20 protein-coding genes and 4 tRNA genes are annotated in these 18,991 nt (G+C 62.4%); 1 reads left to right on the top strand and 23 read right to left on the bottom strand.

The genetic code is table 11. The annotated features are described in order from the left end of the window. Window positions 1-8: 8 nt before the first annotated feature. The 16 genes from AC4LFW_RS04255 to dinB all read right to left on the bottom strand — a co-directional run bounded on the left by AC4LFW_RS04255 (window position 9) and on the right by dinB (window position 14,568). Complete coding sequence (locus AC4LFW_RS04255; RefSeq protein WP_491817976.1) at window positions 9-437, bottom strand: hypothetical protein; 429 nt, start codon at window positions 435-437, stop codon at window positions 9-11. Continuing rightward, on the bottom strand, window positions 427-1,308 hold the full coding sequence (locus AC4LFW_RS04250) for a PulJ/GspJ family protein (RefSeq protein WP_491817975.1): 882 nt from the start codon (window positions 1,306-1,308) through the stop codon (window positions 427-429). The genes AC4LFW_RS04255 and AC4LFW_RS04250 overlap by 11 nt, the downstream gene beginning before the upstream one ends. Then, entirely contained in the window at window positions 1,299-1,772 is a 474-nt protein-coding gene (locus AC4LFW_RS04245; RefSeq protein ID WP_491817974.1) for a prepilin-type N-terminal cleavage/methylation domain-containing protein, read from the bottom strand. Before AC4LFW_RS04245 ends, AC4LFW_RS04250 begins: the two co-directional genes overlap by 10 nt. Beyond that, complete coding sequence (locus tag AC4LFW_RS04240; RefSeq protein WP_491817973.1) at window positions 1,769-2,212, bottom strand: pilus assembly FimT family protein; 444 nt, start codon at window positions 2,210-2,212, stop codon at window positions 1,769-1,771. Before AC4LFW_RS04240 ends, AC4LFW_RS04245 begins: the two co-directional genes overlap by 4 nt. Window positions 2,213-2,263: 51 nt before the next feature. After that, window positions 2,264-2,731, bottom strand: coding sequence for a type II secretion system protein (locus AC4LFW_RS04235; protein ID WP_491817972.1), 468 nt, complete (start codon window positions 2,729-2,731; stop codon window positions 2,264-2,266). A 36-nt stretch (window positions 2,732-2,767) separates the two neighbouring features. After that, window positions 2,768-3,388 (bottom strand): prepilin-type N-terminal cleavage/methylation domain-containing protein, encoded by a 621-nt coding sequence (locus tag AC4LFW_RS04230; RefSeq protein WP_491817971.1) that lies wholly within the window; start codon window positions 3,386-3,388, stop codon window positions 2,768-2,770. A 185-nt stretch (window positions 3,389-3,573) separates the two neighbouring features. Further along, window positions 3,574-4,812, bottom strand: coding sequence for a type II secretion system F family protein (locus tag AC4LFW_RS04225; protein WP_491817970.1), 1,239 nt, complete (start codon window positions 4,810-4,812; stop codon window positions 3,574-3,576). A 178-nt stretch (window positions 4,813-4,990) separates the two neighbouring features. Continuing rightward, a complete protein-coding gene (locus AC4LFW_RS04220) occupies window positions 4,991-6,715 on the bottom strand; it encodes a GspE/PulE family protein (protein ID WP_491817969.1) in 1,725 nt (574 codons plus the stop codon). After that, a complete protein-coding gene (locus AC4LFW_RS04215; protein WP_491817968.1) occupies window positions 6,712-8,112 on the bottom strand; it encodes a tetratricopeptide repeat protein in 1,401 nt (466 codons plus the stop codon). Before AC4LFW_RS04215 ends, AC4LFW_RS04220 begins: the two co-directional genes overlap by 4 nt. Then, the gene (locus AC4LFW_RS04210; protein ID WP_491817967.1) at window positions 8,109-9,041 is read right to left on the bottom strand and encodes an ExeA family protein; all 933 of its coding nucleotides are present in this window, start codon (window positions 9,039-9,041) and stop codon (window positions 8,109-8,111) included. Before AC4LFW_RS04210 ends, AC4LFW_RS04215 begins: the two co-directional genes overlap by 4 nt. Window positions 9,042-9,049: 8 nt before the next feature. Beyond that, on the bottom strand, window positions 9,050-10,651 hold the full coding sequence (mshL, locus tag AC4LFW_RS04205; RefSeq protein WP_491817966.1) for a pilus (MSHA type) biogenesis protein MshL: 1,602 nt from the start codon (window positions 10,649-10,651) through the stop codon (window positions 9,050-9,052). Further along, complete coding sequence (locus tag AC4LFW_RS04200) at window positions 10,648-10,980, bottom strand: Type II secretory pathway component (protein ID WP_491817965.1); 333 nt, start codon at window positions 10,978-10,980, stop codon at window positions 10,648-10,650. Before AC4LFW_RS04200 ends, mshL begins: the two co-directional genes overlap by 4 nt. Further along, window positions 10,973-11,638, bottom strand: coding sequence for a type II secretion system protein M (locus tag AC4LFW_RS04195; protein WP_491817964.1), 666 nt, complete (start codon window positions 11,636-11,638; stop codon window positions 10,973-10,975). The genes AC4LFW_RS04200 and AC4LFW_RS04195 overlap by 8 nt, the downstream gene beginning before the upstream one ends. After that, window positions 11,631-12,236, bottom strand: a complete 606-nt coding sequence (locus AC4LFW_RS04190) for a PilN domain-containing protein (RefSeq protein WP_491817963.1) — start codon at window positions 12,234-12,236, stop codon at window positions 11,631-11,633. Before AC4LFW_RS04190 ends, AC4LFW_RS04195 begins: the two co-directional genes overlap by 8 nt. Beyond that, window positions 12,236-13,156, bottom strand: a complete 921-nt coding sequence (locus AC4LFW_RS04185) for an MSHA biogenesis protein MshI (RefSeq protein ID WP_491817962.1) — start codon at window positions 13,154-13,156, stop codon at window positions 12,236-12,238. Before AC4LFW_RS04185 ends, AC4LFW_RS04190 begins: the two co-directional genes overlap by 1 nt. A gap of 371 nt (window positions 13,157-13,527) precedes the next feature. After that, entirely contained in the window at window positions 13,528-14,568 is a 1,041-nt protein-coding gene (gene dinB, locus AC4LFW_RS04180) for a DNA polymerase IV (RefSeq protein ID WP_491820121.1), read from the bottom strand. Window positions 14,569-14,936: 368 nt separating this feature from the next. On the opposite strand from dinB, the gene AC4LFW_RS04175 reads away from it, so the two are divergent. Next, window positions 14,937-15,209 carry a hypothetical protein gene (locus AC4LFW_RS04175; RefSeq protein ID WP_491817961.1) on the top strand — a complete coding sequence of 91 codons (273 nt, stop codon included), beginning with the start codon at window positions 14,937-14,939 and terminating at the stop codon, window positions 15,207-15,209. Between the two features lie 14 nt (window positions 15,210-15,223). On the opposite strand, the gene AC4LFW_RS04170 is transcribed toward AC4LFW_RS04175, so the two are convergent. The 7 genes from AC4LFW_RS04170 to AC4LFW_RS04140 all read right to left on the bottom strand — a co-directional run bounded on the left by AC4LFW_RS04170 (window position 15,224) and on the right by AC4LFW_RS04140 (window position 18,986). Continuing rightward, on the bottom strand, window positions 15,224-15,673 hold the full coding sequence (locus AC4LFW_RS04170) for an acyl-CoA thioesterase (protein WP_491817960.1): 450 nt from the start codon (window positions 15,671-15,673) through the stop codon (window positions 15,224-15,226). Between the two features lie 230 nt (window positions 15,674-15,903). Continuing rightward, window positions 15,904-15,979: transfer RNA gene (locus tag AC4LFW_RS04165), tRNA-Glu, on the bottom strand. Window positions 15,980-16,027: 48 nt separating this feature from the next. Continuing rightward, window positions 16,028-16,103, bottom strand: a tRNA-Ala gene (locus tag AC4LFW_RS04160). Window positions 16,104-16,152: 49 nt separating this feature from the next. Continuing rightward, window positions 16,153-16,228 (bottom strand) — tRNA-Glu (locus AC4LFW_RS04155). Window positions 16,229-16,277: 49 nt separating this feature from the next. Beyond that, window positions 16,278-16,353: transfer RNA gene (locus tag AC4LFW_RS04150), tRNA-Ala, on the bottom strand. A gap of 167 nt (window positions 16,354-16,520) precedes the next feature. Next, window positions 16,521-18,002 carry a glutamate--tRNA ligase gene (gene gltX, locus AC4LFW_RS04145; RefSeq protein WP_491817959.1) on the bottom strand — a complete coding sequence of 494 codons (1,482 nt, stop codon included), beginning with the start codon at window positions 18,000-18,002 and terminating at the stop codon, window positions 16,521-16,523. Between the two features lie 54 nt (window positions 18,003-18,056). Continuing rightward, window positions 18,057-18,986 (bottom strand): LysR family transcriptional regulator, encoded by a 930-nt coding sequence (locus tag AC4LFW_RS04140; protein WP_491817958.1) that lies wholly within the window; start codon window positions 18,984-18,986, stop codon window positions 18,057-18,059. Between the last annotated feature and the right edge of the window lie 5 nt (window positions 18,987-18,991).

The following is an 18,991-nucleotide window of genomic DNA, read 5'->3' as shown; positions in this document are numbered from 1 at the left end:
AGTTTTCATCAGGGCTTCCTTTCCACCACTGCACTGAGCTGCCGATAGGCGTAGTCCGCTTTCGCGCCAGGCTGGCCGTTCTGTGCAGTAGAGACGAGTCGAAATAGCGTGATGCTCCCCCCGTCCGCCTCGGGATACCCATGCCGGCGACACTCGACATGTACGGCAAACTCATCGAGGCCGCTCCCGGCTAACGTAGGCGAGACGTTCGAGTCGCAGACTCCCCCCTCGATCGCACGCGATATACCCCACTCCAGCCCCGCGCTGGCCGCCTGATATGCGCGCGCCTGTTGAATCGCCAGGCTGCTGGTCCCGTGCTGTGTCGCAGACAGGTGCGCCATGGTCACGATGATCAGGGTGACAACAATCATCAGGAACAGGGCTGCAACCAGGCCGAACCCAGCCAAATGCCGGGGTGATCGGAAATCAGGGCGCATTATCGACGTGAACCTGTTGGGTGAGCCGAAGGACCTCAGCGTCCTGAGCGATACCGAGTTCCAGGCTCAATAGCCCCCCACGCTGTGCGGTACCGCCCCGGTAGCTGAAGCGACACTGGCTAACGTCACCGGTAAGTTTTAGAGGGTTGGCACCGGGTGGTGGTAACAAGGGCAGGCTCTCCAATAGCTGGTCATAGCTGTAGCGAACCAGTTCGCCATTCAGGCAGCGATACCCCACCACGCGCTCCGCCAGGTAGAGCCGACGCTGGGGTGAGGCCATGGCAAAGCGAAACCCACCGGAAGGCAAATTGCCAAGCGCAATGAGCGACTCGCCCGCCGGCGCACCGGTCCGTAAAGAGAATGCTGTCCCGCTCGGTGTGATCACGCCTGGATTGGCGAACTTCCAGACGTTTGCGCCGGCAAGCGGTGCGCCCCCGGATTCAGCGCCAATGTTGTACAGCACCATCCAGCGCGCGCCATCGAGGTCCATTGACGGGGCTAGTAGCTGGACGTTGTCACAGCTAAGGTCGGCCGTCGTGCTCCCGCAATCGGCTGCCGCTTCGCCGAAACGCAGCCCATCGCTGTCATTGCGGTTCGGGCGGTAGCGACCAGCGCTGTGAATCAGCAGCAATTCGAGGGCCTGCCCATCGGCGGACACGCGTAGGGAGTTAGGGACCGCGAGTCTGACGTCCCGCGTCATTCGCTGAAGGGCGCCAGCCCCGAGATCGACCAGCTCGGCGCGACGACTCTGCGCCGCGAAGCTTTCCATCGGCCGGCCCAACACTGTTGAAATCATCACCGCCACCAGGCCGGCCAGCGCGATGACCATAACCAGCTCCACCAGGGTGAAGCCGCGCTTTTTCAGGGACATAGGCTTGCCCCCGAGGCGTCTGTTTCGCCGTAGCAGGTGCGATAGCCGCTCAGCTGCAAAATGGCGCCGGACGGATCGGTTACGCTGACGTCGATGCGCAGGGCCTGAACGCCGCTCCAGGCGTCCGGGCCGTTCACCGAAACGGCGACGTTATAGGCTGCCAAGTCAGCAATCGCAGTACCGAACGCATCATGCGGCGCCTCGGACAACCCCGCGTAGTCGCGAACGTCGTTGAAACAGGCGCGGGCAATGTCGCAGGTCGCATTGGCTTGAATGGCAAACGTCTGCAGCTTGATCTCTTCAATATAGGCCTCGGCGATCGCCAGGCTCTGCTGGCGCAAGAGCGGATCGGCGGAGCGCGCCGTTATCGAGGCCATCGCAGTGAACAGCGCGGCCGCTGCGATACCGATGATCACGATGGCAATCACCATTTCGACCAAGGTCATGCCACGCTGCTGCCTCATTGCACCAGCCCGGTTTCGGCGGTCACGCTGAAAGTGAACACGCCGATGGTGGCGCTCGACGCGCTGGAGGGGCGCCCCAGCGAGTCGAACACCACCGGAAAATTGGTCACCGACACCGAAACGCCTGCTGGCACCTCGGTGTTGGCGAAGGGAGTCTGGCCGTCCGGCCCCTGCACCTCAGCACTGAACGCGCCCGAAGTGCAGTTGGCGGCGCGGCGCAGATGGTAGCCACCAGTCCCAAGACTGACCTCGGTCAGGCAGCCGCTGGCCAAGGCCAGCTTTTGCGCGTAACGCACGGCCGAGACCGTTTCCTCGAAGAACAGGCGCTCGTCGAATACCTGCCGATAAAAGAAACGCGGCCCCACCACAGCGGCGAGAATGCCGATGATGACGAGCGTCATGATCAACTCGACGAGGGTGAAGCCAGAGGAGCGGATCATGAAAGATACAGCCCCATCAGGGTGACAGCCGGAACAGCATTGGCCGCGCCACTAGTTGCATTTGGATACATCAACCGCGATCAGTGGCGCAGCAGTTGCTGTCGCCTCGGTGTATTTCACCTGACACTTAGTTACATCCGTAACGTTTTTTGCCGAGACGGTGGCGGGTGCTCCTGCCGTTCCGACAATATCAAAATCGCTTGAAGATATTTGTGCCGCCAGCAGTATTCCTGCCGAAGTTGGATAACCGTTAGACATCGGGATCGTGACGCCTTCCAGGCTCACTGAAGTAACTGCTGAGGTCCCAGTCCCGGTGGTAGTCGCTTTCCCAGCAACGAATGCTGAGTGAGCTATTGCTGAGGCAGATTTGATCGCACCTGCAGCTCCTTGTACCGCAGCAGACCTAGCGTCCGTACTAAAGTCAGCAAACCTCGGCAACGCAAACGCCGCCAGTATCCCCAGAATCACAATAACCATGATCAGCTCGATCAGGGTGAAACCACTTTGCTGCTTTTTCATATCTGCACCTTGCTACTTGGTTTGTTAAGCGATTGATCAATTGAACGTGTAGGTCACTTCGCCAAGATCGGCGTTGTAGGTAATGACGTCATTTCCACCGTCAGGCTGGTAGGTAAAACGGCAGCCGTTTGCAGCAGTGCCTGTGCCGCTGGCCGCAACGTACTGAACGTTGCCCCCAGTGGTTTCGGACACCACCGGAGCGGAACCCTGCAAAACGCCTTGGAATACCTGCACACAATGTGCGGCCGTCAAGTTGACGGTCGCGCCTGCGCCATCGGACCGTCCGGTCCCGATCGCCCAGCCATTCGCGTTGACATCAATGTCGCCATTGCCGAAGCCGCGAACGTTTTGCTGACAATTGGCGGTTTCACACCCCAAAGTGCCGCCGCCACGGTTTATTTCGAACTGGGCACGAGCCAGCAAGACGGCAGCAGATAGCGCACCCGTGGTTCCTGCGACCGCTGAGCGATGCGCGTCCTTCGTTGCATTCATAAACCTCGGCAACGCAACCGCCGCCAGGATGCCGAGGATGGCGATGACCACCACCAACTCGATCAGGGTGAATCCGTTCTGTTTTCTCATTGCCTTGCTCGCTCCTCGGTTGCGTCTATCCATATGGCCAGTTTCGGGCCGGGACGGGTTTAAGTTCAGGCTCATGAATCCGTCCGAGTTCGTGAGCCTGTTATTGCCTTGTCGCGGCCAGTGGTGCGTCAATGCTCCCCTGCGGCGGGCCCTCGCTGAGCCACGCGCGCCAGGGAATTGGCACTACTTAGCTGAAAGCACAGCATTGCAAACAGCCGGCCAAATGGAGCGGCAGTCGCAGCGCCTGTAGGTTTCGTCGATCAGGTCCCTCCCCTTGCAGCCGACGCAAGGTCCCACATGGGCAAAAACACACCCAACGCCAGTACCAGCACCATCACACCCATGCAGACGATAAGGATTGGCTCGATGGCGTCGGCCAGCTGCTTGAGGTCGTAGTCGACTTCCTGTTCGTAGAAGTCGGCGACTTCGATAAAGAGGTCGTCCAACGCGCCCGTTTCTTCACCCACGGCCATCATTTGCAGGACGAGCGGTGTAAACAGGCCGGAGTTATAGGCCGAACGCGTCAAGGCTTCGCCCCGCTCGACGCTCTCGCGAATGCCGAGAATCGCCTGGCCGATATGCCGGTTGCCGACGCTGGCGCTGTTGATCGAGAGGGTTTGCAGCAACGGCACACCGGCGCGGTACATCATCGCGAAGGTGCGGGTAAAACGCGCCAGGGCGATGCGTTCGAAGATGCCGCCGACAATGGGCAGGCGCAGTTTGATGCGGTCCCATTGGAGTCGTCCGGCATCGGTCTCGATCCATTTGAAGAAGGCGTAGAGCCCACCGACGATGCCGAGCAGAAGCAGCCACCACCAGTCGCGCATGAAATTGGAAGTGCCGATCAGCACACGGGTGGCCCAGGGCAGCTGGGCGTGGAACTGGGCGAACACCTTGGCAAACGCGGGAATGACCAGCAGGTTGATTACCGCCAGCGCGACGCCCATGGCGACCATGACGAAAATCGGGTAGCGGGTGGCCTGCTTGATGCGCTTGCGGGTTTCGCGCTCCAGCTCGAGGTAGGCCGCCAGCTGCCTGAAGGCCTGATCGAGCTGGCCGGTGTTTTCGCCGACGCTGACCATGCTGACGAAGAGGTTGTTGAACACCCTGGGGTGCGTATTCAGCGCCACGGCCATGGACTGGCCGCTTTCCAGACTGGCACGCACGTCCTGCAGGATCTGCCGGAAGAACAGGTTTCGGTTGGATTCGGCCAGACCGCCGATGGCACGGATAATCGGTACACCCGCCTTGCTCAGGCTGTACATCTGGCGGCTGAAGATGATCAGCTCGTCCAGGTCGACGCGTTTGCGCCGCAGCTTGTCGCGCAGCATCGCCAGCGCATCGCCGCTGCCTGTCGGAGCCTGACCTGCTTCGATGGTCAGCGGTGTGATCTGTCGCGACAACAGTTCGCTAGCGACCAGGTCAGCGCTGGCGCCATCAAGATCCCCGCTGACCTTGGCGCCCTGGGCGTTGCGGCCGGTGTAGCGGAAGGTGGGCATCAGGCACACCCTCCGGCAACCCGGAGTGCCGACAGCATGGTGCCAGCCAAGACCCGCGAACTGATCAAGCATCTGTAGGAGCGAGCTTGCTCGCGAAAGCCGTGCTCCGCCGAGCATCCCGGGTTCGCCAGCAAACTGGCGCCTATAGGAGCGGCACGGCATGGCGCGGGCCGGGCGTTCACGCCGTCACCTCGTCATCCGCCAGGGTGGCGCACACTTTGAGGACTTCATCGACACTGGTAATGCCGGCGATGGCGTAGTCCATGGCGCACTCGGCCAGCGGCCGGTAATGAGGCTGCTGGCGCGCCGCCTCGGCAAAGCCCTGTGGATCACCACGGCGCAATGCAGCAATCATCGGCTCGTCGAGCTCGAGCAACTCGTAGACCCCGACCCGTCCGCTATAACCGCTGTTGTGGCACTGGTGGCAGCCGCTGCCTTTGCGGAAGCGTTTGTCAGCCAGCGATCCGCCATGCAGCGCTTCAAGCCAGGCCAGCTGGCGCGGATCGGGTCGGTCTTCTTCCTGGCAGTTTTCACAGACGCGGCGAATCAGCCGCTGCGCCAGTACGGCGTTGAGGGCTGTGGCAACCAGAAAGGGCTCCACACCCATGTCGATCAAACGCATGGCCGACGTCATGGCGTCGTTGGTGTGCAACGTGGACAGCACCAGGTGGCCGGTGAGTGCGGCACGCAGGGCGATCTCGGCGGTTTCCTGATCGCGGATTTCGCCGACCAGCACGATATCCGGGTCCTGACGCAGGGCAGCGCGCAGCACGCGGGCAAAGGTCAGCTCGATCTTTGCATTGACCTGCACCTGATTGACCCGCTGAAGCCGATACTCCACCGGATCTTCCACGGTGATGATCTTCTTCTCCGGACTGTTCAATTCGGAAAGACCGGCATAGAGGGTCGTGGTCTTGCCCGAGCCGGTCGGCCCGGTGACCAGCACCATCCCGTGAGGGCGCTGCAACAGGCGACGTAAGCGCTCTAGCATCGCCGCCGGCATGCCGGTGCCGTCGAGCTGGAACATCGCGCCGCTCTGATCGAGCAGACGCATCACCACCGACTCGCCGAACTGCACCGGCATGGTGGAAACCCGCACGTCGAGGTTGCGGTTCTTCACGCGGATATTGAAACGGCCGTCCTGAGGCAGGCGCTTCTCGGAGATGTCCAGGCCGGACATGATCTTCAGGCGCATGACCAGCGCCGAAGCGACCCGGTGCTCCTTCATGACCTGTTCGTTGAGCACACCGTCGATACGCTGGCGAATGCGCACCACACCTTCGTCGGGCTCGATATGAATGTCCGACGCCTTCATCTGCACGGCATCCTCGAACAGCGTCTGCAGCAGCCGAACCACCGGCGCATCGCTGTTACTCTCGGCGCCCAGACGCGACAGGTCGAAATCGCTCTCCTGCAGCTCGCCTTCCAGCTCCCCGGCCAGCGAGGCAATCTCACTGGTGCGGCGATAGAGCTGATCCAGGGCAGCGAGCAGCTCGCTTTCCCGAACCACAGCCGGAAACACTCGCTTGCCCAGCAGGCGCTCCATTTCGTCCTGGGCGAACAGGTCGAGTGGATCGGTCATGCCGACCAGCAGCCCCTCGCCCTGACGCGACAGTACGAGCACGCGGAAACGCCGCGCCACCGCCTCGGGCAGGCTCTGGGTCAGCTGGTTGTCGAACTTGTAGTGCTTGAGCTCGACAAAGGGAATCTGCAGCTGCTCGGACAAGGCGTGCAGCAGGCGACCTTCGTCGATAAAGCCAAGATCGAGAACAGTCCGGCCGAGCTTCGAACCGGTACGTTTCTGATCCTGCAGCGCGTGCTGCAGCTGTGCATCGTTGATCAGCCCGGCCTGGACCAGGAGGTCACCGAGGCGAATCTTGCGCTGGCGAATATCCTGCGTCATCTCGTTCCTCCCAGGGAACCGGCGCGTTCGGAGGCGAACTGGCGCGCGCTTTGATCCAGGCCCTGCCCTTGCAGCGCCAGGAGGTAATGCCGGCCGGCCTGGGCCGGTTGATCGAGTTGTTCCAGTGCGATGGCCAACCCCAGCTGCCATGCGCCCTGGCCCGGCTGGAAGGCAACCAGCTGGCGGTAGCGGGTGGCACTGGCAGCCCAGTCGCCCACCTGCTGGTGAAGCGCGGCAAGCAAGGCGTGATAGGCGGTATTGCTCCGCAGCTCGGGCACGTGCTGTTGCAGCGTGGCGATGGCTGCATGCTGATCGCCGGCCTGCAGCTGTCCACGAGCCAGCAGCTCGCGCATCTGTGCATCGAACGGATGCGCCTGCAGCTGCGATGGTAGCCAGCCGAGCAACGCCACGGTGTCGCCGGCTGCAAGATAGGCGCGAGCCAGCCAGCGGCTGATCTCGGGGTTGTCCGGCTGGGCCTGATGCAGCGCCTGCAACTGCTGGATAGCCGACAAGTGATCACCGCGAGCCAGGGCCTGACGTGCGCTGGCAAGGGCGTCGGGCTGATGCGCGCCGATACTGAGGGCCTTTGGTCCGGCCGCAGCGACAGGCTCAGCGACTGGCGCGGCTTTCTGACGGTTTAGCTGTGCCGGCGCCGGTTCGGCCGGCATCGGTGTACGGACCGGCTCTGCCGCAGGGGCGTCGCGGGTAACCCAGTCCGGCCACTGCGATTGCTCCCGCTCGGCTGGTTCGGCCACCGGCAGCGCGGCCGTAGATTCCTCCTCGTCGGCATCGCTCCGCGTTACCTCCAGCCACAGTTGCGAGCGGTCGCCTGCCAGTTCGAGCCGGTCGGCGACGGTCAATTGCTCGCCAAAACCGATGAGGAGGACGTGGACATCATCTCCCACCCCTTCGACCCGCCAGGAAAGAGTCTGGCCGTTTCGTTCGATGCGACCGGACAGCCCTTCGCCAGCAAAGCGCACATCCTTCAGGGCAAAGCTGACTGAACCGGTCGCATCGGTTCGCTGGTAGCTGACGGGGCGGTCAAGCAGCAGCTGTAGGACAAAATGTTGCCCATCGTTCTGGGGAAGCACATCGAGCAGCCGGGTAGTGACCTCCCTGTCCGCCACCGTTGCCGTCGGCTCGACCGGCTGCACGGCAGCGGACGGGACCAGCGCAGGCTCGGCTACCGGGCGCAGCTCAATACCCAACGCGAACAGCGCAACAGCCATCAGTCCGACAACCAGCACCGCCAGCAGCCTTTTGCGCAGCTGCTGGCTTCTCGCGCGGCGCGCCGCACCGGCTTCGTCCACGGCATGCATGTTGCCCAAGCGCAGCCGCTCGTCCGGCGCGGCGCGGCGCGCTTCAAGGTCACGCAGCATGTCGTTGACCAGGCTCATGGCAGTACCCCGGCAAGCTGCGCCAGCCAGGGCCAGGCCCCGGCAATCAGCGCCAGCGAGAGGCAACCGCCGGCCATGGTCCAGCCGAAACGACGCGAAGGGTTTCGCCAGAAAGAACGCGCGCCTTCGGTGTCGTCCAGCGCACGGCGAACGTGGCGGGCCAGGACCTGGCGAGCACCTTCACCAAAGGCCGCCATCAGGCACTTGTTCGCCAGGACGTTCAGCAGGCGTGGCACGCCACCGCTGCCGCGAACCAGCAAGCGCACCGCTGAAGCCTTGAACAGCGGCTCGCCACGGTAGCCCGCCACGGCGAGGCGCTCGTTCAGGTAGCGTGTGGCATCGCTGACGTCCAGCGGCCGCAGGCTATAGGAAAAGGTGATGCGTTGGCGCAGCTGGCGGAAGTCCTCGCGGGCGAGGGTCGCATCCAGTTCCGGCTGGCCGAACAAGACCACTTGCAGCAGCTTGCTGTGTTCGGTCTCGAGATTGGTCAGCAGACGCAGGGCTTCCAGCGTTGCGGTCGGCAATGCCTGTGCTTCGTCGATCAGCAGGACGGTGCTCTTGCCCTGCCCGGCCAGATCGATCAGCCGCGCGTGCAAGGCGGTCAGGAGACCGTGATTGTCCAGCTCCGCCGCGTCGCGGACATGCAGCTCGTGCGCCAGCGCCTGACGCAGGGCCATGGGCGTCAGCGTCGGATTGGGCAGCCAGGCCACCTGATAGTGCTCGGCGTCCAGCTCATTGAGCAACGCACGGCACAGCAGCGTCTTCCCGGTGCCGACCTCGCCGGTGACCTTGATGAATCCTTCGCCCTCGCCCAGCGCTACCCGCAGCAGATTGAGGCAGGCCTGGTAGGGCGCCAGCTGGACCAGAAAGCCGGTGTTCGGCGTAAGCGCGAACGGCTTTTCGCGCAGGCCGAAAAATGCTTCGTACATACCGGCCGTTACCTGGTCGACCGGAAGGATTCGGCAGACCGGCGCAAATCATCCAGCCAGACCTGGTCGTCCACCACCTGTGGCCGCATGAGAATGACCAGCTCGGTCTGCTGCAAGGCCTTGCGCTGCTGCTGGAACAGGGTGCCCACCACTGGCAGCTTCGAGGCCCAGGGGATATTGGCGTCGGTATTGGTGTTGCGGTTCTCCAGCAAGCCGCCGATGACCACCACCTGACCGCTGCGGGCACGCACGATGGAGTCGGACTGGCGGGTGGTCGAGAGTGCCAGCGGCAGGTTGAATACGTTGTCCGAACCACCCAGCTGGATGCTCTTGTTCTGGTCTTCCACTCGGCTCACCGTGGGCCGTACGTGCAGCGTGACCTGGCCGCTCTCGTCGATCTGCGGCGTGACGTCAAGGGAGATGCCAGAGAAGAACGGCGTCAGGGTGATGTCCAGATCCGGGGCCGTAGTGCCGCCCACCAGGGATGTCGTGGTGGTCGAGACATCGGTCACGAAGAACTCGTCGGTACCGACCTTGATCACCGCCTTCTGGTTGTTCAGCGTCGAGACCCGCGGACTGGACAGCACCCGCACCTCGCCCTGGGTTTCCAGAAGCTGCAGCACACCGCTGAAATCGCCGACCTGCACGGCGGCGCTGAAGACACCCCCGACACTGTTTGGTCCGCTCAGGTTGTCACCCTGCACCCCAAGGCTGAAATCGGCGTTGCCCATGCTGCCCAGCTGCGCCCAGTTGATGCCGGATTGAAAGCCATCGGACAGATTCACTTCCAGAATCTTGGTCTCGAGGATCACTTGGCGCTGCAGGTTGCGCTGCGCCTGGACCAGAAAGCGCTCAACTGCCTGTTGATCCGCACTGGATGCGCGCACCACCAGCAACCCGCTCTGCGGATTCACCACGACCTGATTGCCCTCTTCGCCGCCGATCATCATCTCGATCACGGCGCGCACTTCGCTCCAGAAATCCACGTTGCTGGTGGTCAGCAACTGACTGGCATTGACTGTCGAGGAAGTGCTGCTGGTGGTGGTGCCGGCCGCGCCGACGCCCGTACTGTCGCTGCTGGTAACCTGGCCCGAGCTCACCCGCGTGTCGGTCATGCCCTGGCGCTGGACGTTCAGGTAGTCAAGGTCGTAGGTGCGGGTAATCGCCTCGTTCGGCTGGATCTGGTAGCCGTAGGCCGTGCGGCGGTAATCGTAGCCGTAGCTGTCGCGCACCGCCGCCAGGGTTTCCTCAAGGGTCACGTTGCGCAGACTGAAGGTCACGTTGCCCGTCACGCCGGGGTGCACCAGGAGGTTTTCACCGGCACTGTCCATCAGGCTCAGGAAGAATTCGCGTGCAGGCATGTCACTGACTGCGACATCGAAACGAGGGCCGGCGACCGCCGCGCCATCAGCCGATGCCAATGGCGGAATCAGCCCGGCCTGCACCGCCGCTGGCGGCACGACCTTCTGCTGGCTCTGCTGCAGGCTTTCCTCGAACAGACGGTTGCTCTGTTCGTACAGCCGCTTGTCACCGTCTTCGAAGGTCTGGCAGGCAGACAGCAGGCAGGAGAGGCTCAACACGCCGAGGCGAGACTTGAGGATCGGCTTCATGGCTGGGTACGGCTCGTTTGGATGATGGGGGTACTCAGGCGCAACTCTTGCTGCTGGCCCAGACGATCGATGACAACGGCATGCGGGCGGATTGCCAGGATCCGGACGTCCCCCAGACGGTCACCGACCATCAGGGTCTGGCCATTGATCACGGCGCTGACGCGGTCAGGGCCACGAACAATGGCCTGCAGGCGTAGCACGGTTTGCGCTGCGGATGGCGTATCGCTGAGGACCTGCCCACCGGGTGGCAGAGTCGGGTCCAGGGCGAAAACAGGCGTGGCAACGAAAACCGCAACCAGGCCGAACATGTTGACTGCCAGCTTAAACACCCACCCACCCCGCATCGCGACTCAAGGTATGCAGGTCAAGGATCACCCGCGCCCGATTGGCACCGCCCTCGCCTACCTCGTAATTCAGGCTGTCCCAGTGCAGGCGCCAGCCGCTGGCCTGGATCGCAGTGAGGTAGGCCAGCAGATCGAAATAGCCGCCTTCCAGGGTCAGACGAAGACCGTGGCGGTAGAACACCACCGGCGGTGCCTTCTGCTCTGCGGTCCCAGCGGTCGCCGCTGCCGGAACGGCCAGCGGACCACTGGAACTTTCCAGCGCGACCAGCTTGAGCCTGGCCTGGTTGCGCAGCAGGTCCTGCAGGAGACTTTTCATCTTTGCCGGGGACACCAATGCGCTGGTTTCCAGGTCGATGCGCTGGAGCAGCTGCTCCCGGCTCGCCTGTGCGCTCGCCAGAGCCTGCCGGTAGCTCAGATTGGGATCAGCAGCCAGCCGGGCCTGAATCTCCAGCAAGCTGTTCTGCGCCGAGAGTCGACGAGCATTGGCCTGTTGCTCACGGCTGGTCTCGGCAGCGATACGCAGCCCCAGCGGCTCGGCCACCAGCAGCACGTAGAGCATGCCCAGCAAGGCAAGTCCCACGCCGAAACCCAGCCACTGCTCGCGGGGCGCCAGGCCCCGCCACTGCTGCATGAGCCTATTCATCGGAGTCATCCGGACCTGCCCTCGAAGACAAACGGAACTGCAACAGATCCAAGTCGCTACGCTGGAGGTCGAAGCGGGCAAAGTCGCGTCCGCTGAACGCGCTGCTCTGCCCCAGGCTCTGCAGATAAAGCGGTAGAAGCTCCTGATCCTGCGTAAGCCCCTGCAGCAACAGATCATCGCCGCCGGCCTGCAGCCGGATCCGGGTCAGCCAGAGCCCGCGGGGCGGATGACGGTCGGCCAGGCCCTGCAACAACAGCGAAAAACCATTGCTGCGCTGCGCATCGAGTGCCTTGAGATGATCAGCCAGTCGCTGAAGCTCGCGGTTCTCAGCCTCGCGCTCGGCCAGTTGGCGAGGCAGTTGCGGATCGAGGACAGGTTCATGGAAGTCGGCCTTGACCAGCTCGAGCTGCGCCTCGGCCGCCGCGGCCTGCTGTTCGGCAAGCCTGGCCACCACACTGGCCGAATGCAGCAGCCAGCCCTGCCAGACACAGTGGATAGCCAGGACGCCGCCGAGCAGCGCCAGACCGAGCAGCATCTGGCGCGTATGCGGCCCGCCATGACGGCGGCGGTCAGGCTGGTAAAGGTTGATGTTCTGCATCAGCTCGGATCCTGCCGCAGAGCCGCGCCTACGGCACCAATGCAGAAGGCCTGGCTCGCCTCGGAAAGATCGGCTGCCGGCTGACTGGCAAACAGGTCACGAAGATCCAGCCGCTGCAGGTTGACCGCCAAACCACTGCTGAGGGCCTGGTAGGTGCGCTCGCCATCCTGCTTCATCGGCAACAGCAGCAGGCGGCTGATATAGCCCTTGCCCAGCTGGCTTTCGTAGTAATCGAGCGAGCGCTGGATCTCCAGCGTCAGGCTGGACAGGTCCTGCGCGGCCCGTGCCAGGCCGTGTTCGATACGGCGCGCCATGTACAGATCGGCGCCGTTCTGCACACTGATCAATCCTTCGCTGGTACGCAGGCGCAGCAGGGCCAGGTTGATGGCGTCAGCGCCCGCCTGCATGCCCAGATTGCGAAAGGCCATCTCGGTGACGTCGATGCTGGCCAGTTTCAGCCCGGCCTGCGCAACCAGCTCGCGGATCTCCTTCATGCGGGATTTTTTCAGAACGACGCAATACACCATGTGGGTGCGACCCCGGTAGGCATCGTCGGGCAAGCTGAAACAGTCGGTCACCAGCTCGTCGAGCGGCTCGCTCAGCAGATCCTTGACCCGCCAGCGCATGGCATCACGCAACTCTTCGGCAGGCACCTCTGGCGCCTCAAGGAGGAATATCTGATAGGCCGAAGGGTGCAACAGGTAGTTGACAGGCATGCCGCCCAAGCGATGGCTTGCCACCGCCTGCTTCAACAGCTCGGCCTGTGCTGCCGGCTCGCCTTCAAGATAGTCGCAACGCAGCAACCGCACAGCCTCGCCCTTGGCGCGTTCAACGTGCGCAACAGCGATCCCTAGCGGCCCGGACTCGATGCCCAGCAGACCGCCAGCGGTATTTGCACGACGCTTGAAAAACATCCCCATCGGACAAGGCACTCCTGCCACTACTCGGTGACTCGCACCGTTGAACACGAGCCACTGGACATCGCACGAAACTGATATCAGATCGCCATCTTCCGTCAGCCGCGACTCTAGCAAAATGCAACCGCGAGTCCAAATATTGTCATTGGCCTCGATTTGCGCCGGTTTCGCGTCAAAATCCTGCAACCCGTCTTATCGGCGGCTTTCCGGGTACCGTTAAGCCGCCTGTCCCCGCGGCGCGGACAGCGGCCAGCCGAATTTTCGGGCGGCGGAGAAATGACGCATCTACTCACGGCGATAGCCAGAGCAACTGGCATACCAGATGCGGCGAAAAGCGCGCCTGGGCGCTCGATCGAGCGACAGGCGGTAGCCGCTCAGAAGAGTTGCAGCTGCTCGAACCCGTTGCGCAGGTCGATCAGGCGCACCCCGACGCCAATCAGCCGCACCGGCCGCTTCCCTCGTGCAAAGGCCCCGGCCAGCAGATCGGCATAATCGTCGAGCTCCAGGCCAGCGCCTGCCTGCTCGAGGGTGGTTTGAGTGAAGTCATGAAACTTGAGCTTCACGAATGGCTTGCCGGGGCGGTAACCGGAGTCAAGCCGCGCCATTCTTCCGGCGAGTGCGTCCAACAGCTCGGGCAACCGCTCCAGGCAGGCGGCAAGGTCAGGCAAATCCTGGTCATAGGTGTTTTCCACGCTGACCGATTGCCGGCGGCTCTCTATCTGGACCTGGCGCTCATCGACCCCATGCGCCAGGCCCCACAAGCGCTCGCCAAAGGAGCCGAACTCGCGGACCAGCTCCAGGCGCTTCCAGGTCCGCAGGTCAGCGCAGGTCTGGATACCCATGCGTTTGAGTTTTTCCGCAGTCACCCGACCGACGCCATGGAGCTTGGTCACAGGTAGCGCCAGGACGAAATCGTCCACCTGGTCCGGCGTGATCACAAAAAGGCCGTCGGGCTTGCGCCAATCGCTGGCGATTTTCGCGAGGAACTTGTTCGGCGCCACACCGGCCGAGACGGTAATGCGCAGCTGCTGCCAGACCCGGCGACGAATGTCCTGGGCGATGCGTGTCGCACTGCCGGAAAAGTGCTCGCAGCCGCTCACGTCGAGATACGCCTCATCCAGCGACAAGGGTTCGATCAGGTCGGTGTAGGTGCGAAAGATGCCATGGATCTCCCGCGACGCTTCCCGATAGGCATCCATGCGCGGCCGAAGGATCAGCAGATCGGGGCAGAGCTTCAGGGCGTGACCGGACGCCATCGCCGAACGCACCCCATAGGCGCGGGCTTCATAGTTGCAGGTCGCGATGACACCGCGCCGATCAGCCAGCCCGCCTACCGCAATCGGCCGGTTGGCAAGGCTTGGATCGTCGCGCATCTCGATTGCGGCGTAAAAGCAGTCGCAATCGACATGGATGATTTTTCGTGGCGAATTAACGGTCGGAAACTCTTGGCAGAAGAACCTCCACCCCTGGCAACAGACACTGAAGACCGGAGCGGGACGCGCCACATTATGGACGATCCGCGGCGCACCGTGGATATGGTGAGGATGGATGGACAGACGAGGCCTGCACCGGGAAAACCAGGCGCCAGTCAGCTAACCGGGCCGCTACGCCTTCATGCCTGAACGTGACCCGACCAGAGGCAACCAGACGCAGACGCCGGCGCAGAGGCGCTCGTGACAAAGCGAGGATTGCTCATCAACGGAACCCAGAACAATCCCCCGGCCACCGGGTCGCAACTAGAGAGGTAGAGAAGCGAACCCTCGAACCAGCCGGAGGATCAACAATGAAAACTCTTATTGCAACTGCTCTATTGACCAGCTTTTTCGCCACCGGCGCGATAGCCAATCAGGAGTCCATGCAGGACGACAACCATGGCACCACAAGCTCGACCCAGGGCAGCGCCATGAGCGAGAACCATCAGCGCGCCAACACGGCAAACATCAACCAGAGCGACAAGTCGCTCGACCAGAAGATGGAGAACGAAGTACAGAACGACTGGCGCGAGGATGCCGAGGAACGCCGTGAGGCTGACGTCAGCAAGCCGGAACAGCGTTGAGCCAAATGCAGCTGTCAAAGCTCGAGGGGGTAAGGCTGAACCAGTGCCTTGCCGTACCCCCCGATGAATTCCGCGGGCATCCGCCTGGGCTTGCCGTCCGAGAGGCCAATACAGACGAACGTGGTCTGGGCACGCAGTAAGGTCGTCCCGTCGGCCGGCCTGACCAGCTGGAAGTTTCGTTTCATCTTCAATCGCTGATCGGAGTCGACGATCCAGGTGCCCAGCTGCAGCCGGTCTCCCAGGTACGCCGCGGCCAGGTAGTCGATCTCGTGCCGCAACACAGCCATTGCGCGATCGAGACGGCGGTAGTCGTCGAGCCCCAACCCCAGGCTCTGGGAATGTCGCCAGGCGCTGCTTTCCAGCCAGGTGACGTAAACCGCATTGTTGGCGTGCCCGAGCTCATCGATGTGCTCGGCCTGTACCTCGAAGTCGATGACGAACGCGTCGGTCCTGTCCCAGATCATGTAAAGCTCCGCTGTACTGCGTGCCGCCCCATTGCGGCGCTGCTTATTGGAGGCCAGACGCTTCGGGATGTCACGCAGGCGTTTGTCGTCTATGACGGACCATTCAGCGCCCAGGTCGTTTCAGGCTGATGACGACTCGGCATCATTCATCAGCGGATCGAATCGCGTGCAAAACAAAAAGGGCCATTTCGTGAGAAATGACCCCTCGGCGCCCAAAACGGGCAAAAAAATGGCGTCCCCTAGGGGACTCGAACCCCTGTTACCGCCGTGAAAGGGCGGTGTCCTAGGCCACTAGACGAAGGGGACGAAACCTTCGATGAACAGACCGCAGTACCTCTACGACCTGTCGTGGATTGGTGGAGCTAGACGGGATCGAACCGTCGACCTCTTGCATGCCATGCAAGCGCTCTCCCAGCTGAGCTATAGCCCCGGATTTAATGTCTCCCGACTCGCACCGCTTTCGCGTCACGACTTAATAATGGCGTCCCCTAGGGGACTCGAACCCCTGTTACCGCCGTGAAAGGGCGGTGTCCTAGGCCACTAGACGAAGGGGACGCAAAGCCCTTCAAAGGCAACCGGCCTGAACCGGTGTGGCAATCGAGATTGGTGGAGCTAGACGGGATCGAACCGTCGACCTCTTGCATGCCATGCAAGCGCTCTCCCAGCTGAGCTATAGCCCCATCTCGAGGACGGGGCGCATATTAGGTGCGGCCTCTCGGAGTGTCAACGATATTTTTGCCTGACCCAGAAGATTTTCGACATCAGAACAAATACTTACCGGCGACGAGTGGCAAGCGGCGGACAACTGCTGCGCAGCGCCGGCCGCAGTCCATGTAGCAAGCGCGGATCAGATCATCGCTGCGTACAGCTTTTCCCACTCCTTTACTTCCTTCTTCGACGCGCCACCCAGCAGCTCCAACGCCTGCCGCAGACGGAAGCGGGTCAGGTCAGGACCGATGATCTCCATCGCGTCGAGTACCGACACCGAACTGGCCTGGCCGGTGATCGAGGCGAACATTAGGGGCATGACGTCGCGCAGTTTCAATTCCAGATGAGCCGCGACGGCCTGGATACTGTCGGTGATGCGCTCCTTGTCCCACTGCCGCAAGGCTTCGAGCTTCCATAGGGTCAGCTGCAGCACCTGGCGCACCTGAGTGGCGTCGAGCTTTTTGTGCTCGAACAGCACCGGGTCAAGATTCAGTGCACCGGAGAAAAAGAAGCCGGCCAGGGGCGCGATCTGGCTGAAAGTCTCTACCCGCTGTTGCACGTGGGGCGCGATCTTCATCATGTATTCGGGGTTGAACGCCCACTTCTGCACCTGCTCGGCGAACTGCTCGACCGACAGCTCGCGCAACCACTGGCCATTGAGCCAGGACAGCTTCTCGACATCGAAGATCGGCCCCCCCAGCGACACGCGGCTGATGTCGAAGTGTTCGATCATTTCCGCCAGGGTGAATTTCTCCCGCTCGTCCGGCATCGACCAGCCCATGCGGCCCAGATAGTTGAGCATTGCCTCGGGCATGAAGCCCATGCGCTCGTAGAAGGTCACCGAGGTCGGATTCTTGCGCTTGGACAGCTTGCTCTTGTCGGGATTGCGCAGCAGCGGCATATAGCAGAGCTGCGGCTGCTCCCAGCCGAAGTATTCGTACAGCTTGATCAGTTTCGGCGCCGACGGCAGCCACTCCTCACCGCGCAGTACATGGGTGATGCCCATCAGGTGGTCGTCGACGACGTTCGCCAGGAAATACGTCGGCAGGCCATCAGCCTTCATCAGCACCTGCATGTCCATGCGATCCCAGCCGATCTCGACCGTACCGCGCAGCATGTCCTGCACCTGACACACGCCCTCAGTAGGCACCTTCATGCGGATCACGTGGGACTCACCCGCCGCGATGCGCTGCTGCGCGGTGTCGGCGGCGATGTGCATGCAATGCCCGTCGTAGCGCGGGGTTTCCTTGTTGGCCATCTGCTCGGCACGCACCTGATCCAGGCGCTCAGCAGAACAGAAGCACGGGAATGCATGACCCTTGGTGACGAGCTCGTCGGAATACTTCTTGTAGATCTCGCCACGTTCGCTCTGCCGATACGGACCATGCGGACCACCCACATCCGGACCCTCGTCCCACTCGATGCCCAGCCAGCGCAACGCGTCATAGATCTGTTGTTCCGACTCGCGCGTAGAGCGCAGCTGGTCGGTGTCCTCGATGCGCAGGATGAATTGGCCGCCGTGCTGGCGCGCAAAGCAGAGGTTGAACAGCGCGATATAGGCAGTGCCGACGTGCGGGTCGCCGGTGGGAGATGGTGCGATGCGGGTGCGAACGGTGGTCATGATGGTCTCGAATCAATGCACAGGAACACACGGCTGCTGGCGCAGTCGGCTGGGCTAGCGCGTGTAAAGGCGCGATGTTAGCAGGCGCGCCTCCACCGGCTCCACAAGGCGGCCATCGGCAACAGGTAATGACTGCACCAAGAAGTCGAGAAAGGCTTTGACTTTCATCGCTTGGAAACGCCGAGACGGATACACGGCATAGACCTCCCCGGTTGGCAGATCGACGTCCGGAAGAAGCTCGACCAGAAGACCGTCACTGATTTCCAGGTCGGTAATCATCGTCGGCAGCGCGGCAACTCCAGCGCCTGCCAATGCCGCTTCGCGGGCAAAGGTAATGTTGTTGCAGGTCAATACCCGGCGGCAGCTGATGTTCCGCTCCAGGATCGGCCAGTAACGAACCGGGTCGCGGGATAGGATGATCGCACGGTGGCCCGCAAGATCATCAACCGTCACCGGCATACCATGTTGCGCCAGGTACGCAGGGCTTGCGCAGAGTCGCCGCCGCGCTTCGAACAGCTTGCGGGCAACCAGCGTGGAATCCTGCGGCTGCCCGACCGAAATGGCGATATCAACACCCTCTTCCACGGGGTCGACCAGTCTGGACGCCAGCTCAACTTCGGCGTTGATGTCGGGGAACAGGCGCATGAAGTCCCCCAGTACCCGACCGAGAATCCATTGGCCGAACTCGATAGGGGCAGTAATCCGCAGCAGCCCCGCCGGCGCCTGCTGCAATTGCATGACGGCCTGCTCGGCCTCCGCAAAATCGAGCATGATCTGACGGCATCGCTCGTAATAGGCCTGACCCACTTCGGTCAACCGCAGCCGACGCGTGGTGCGGTGGATCAGGCGTACACCGAGCCGCTCTTCGAGCTGGACGATACGCCGGCTGACCGTGGATTTCTGCATGCCGAGGCTCGATGCCGCCTGGGTGAAGCTTTGGCATTCCACGACCCGGGTAAAGATCAGCGCGTCATCAAGCCCCATGTACT

The organism is Stutzerimonas sp. C6.4V, from assembly GCF_058536345.1.
The sequence above is the reverse complement of the archived record's forward strand: the minus strand, read 5'-3'. Positions and strand labels throughout refer to the sequence as shown.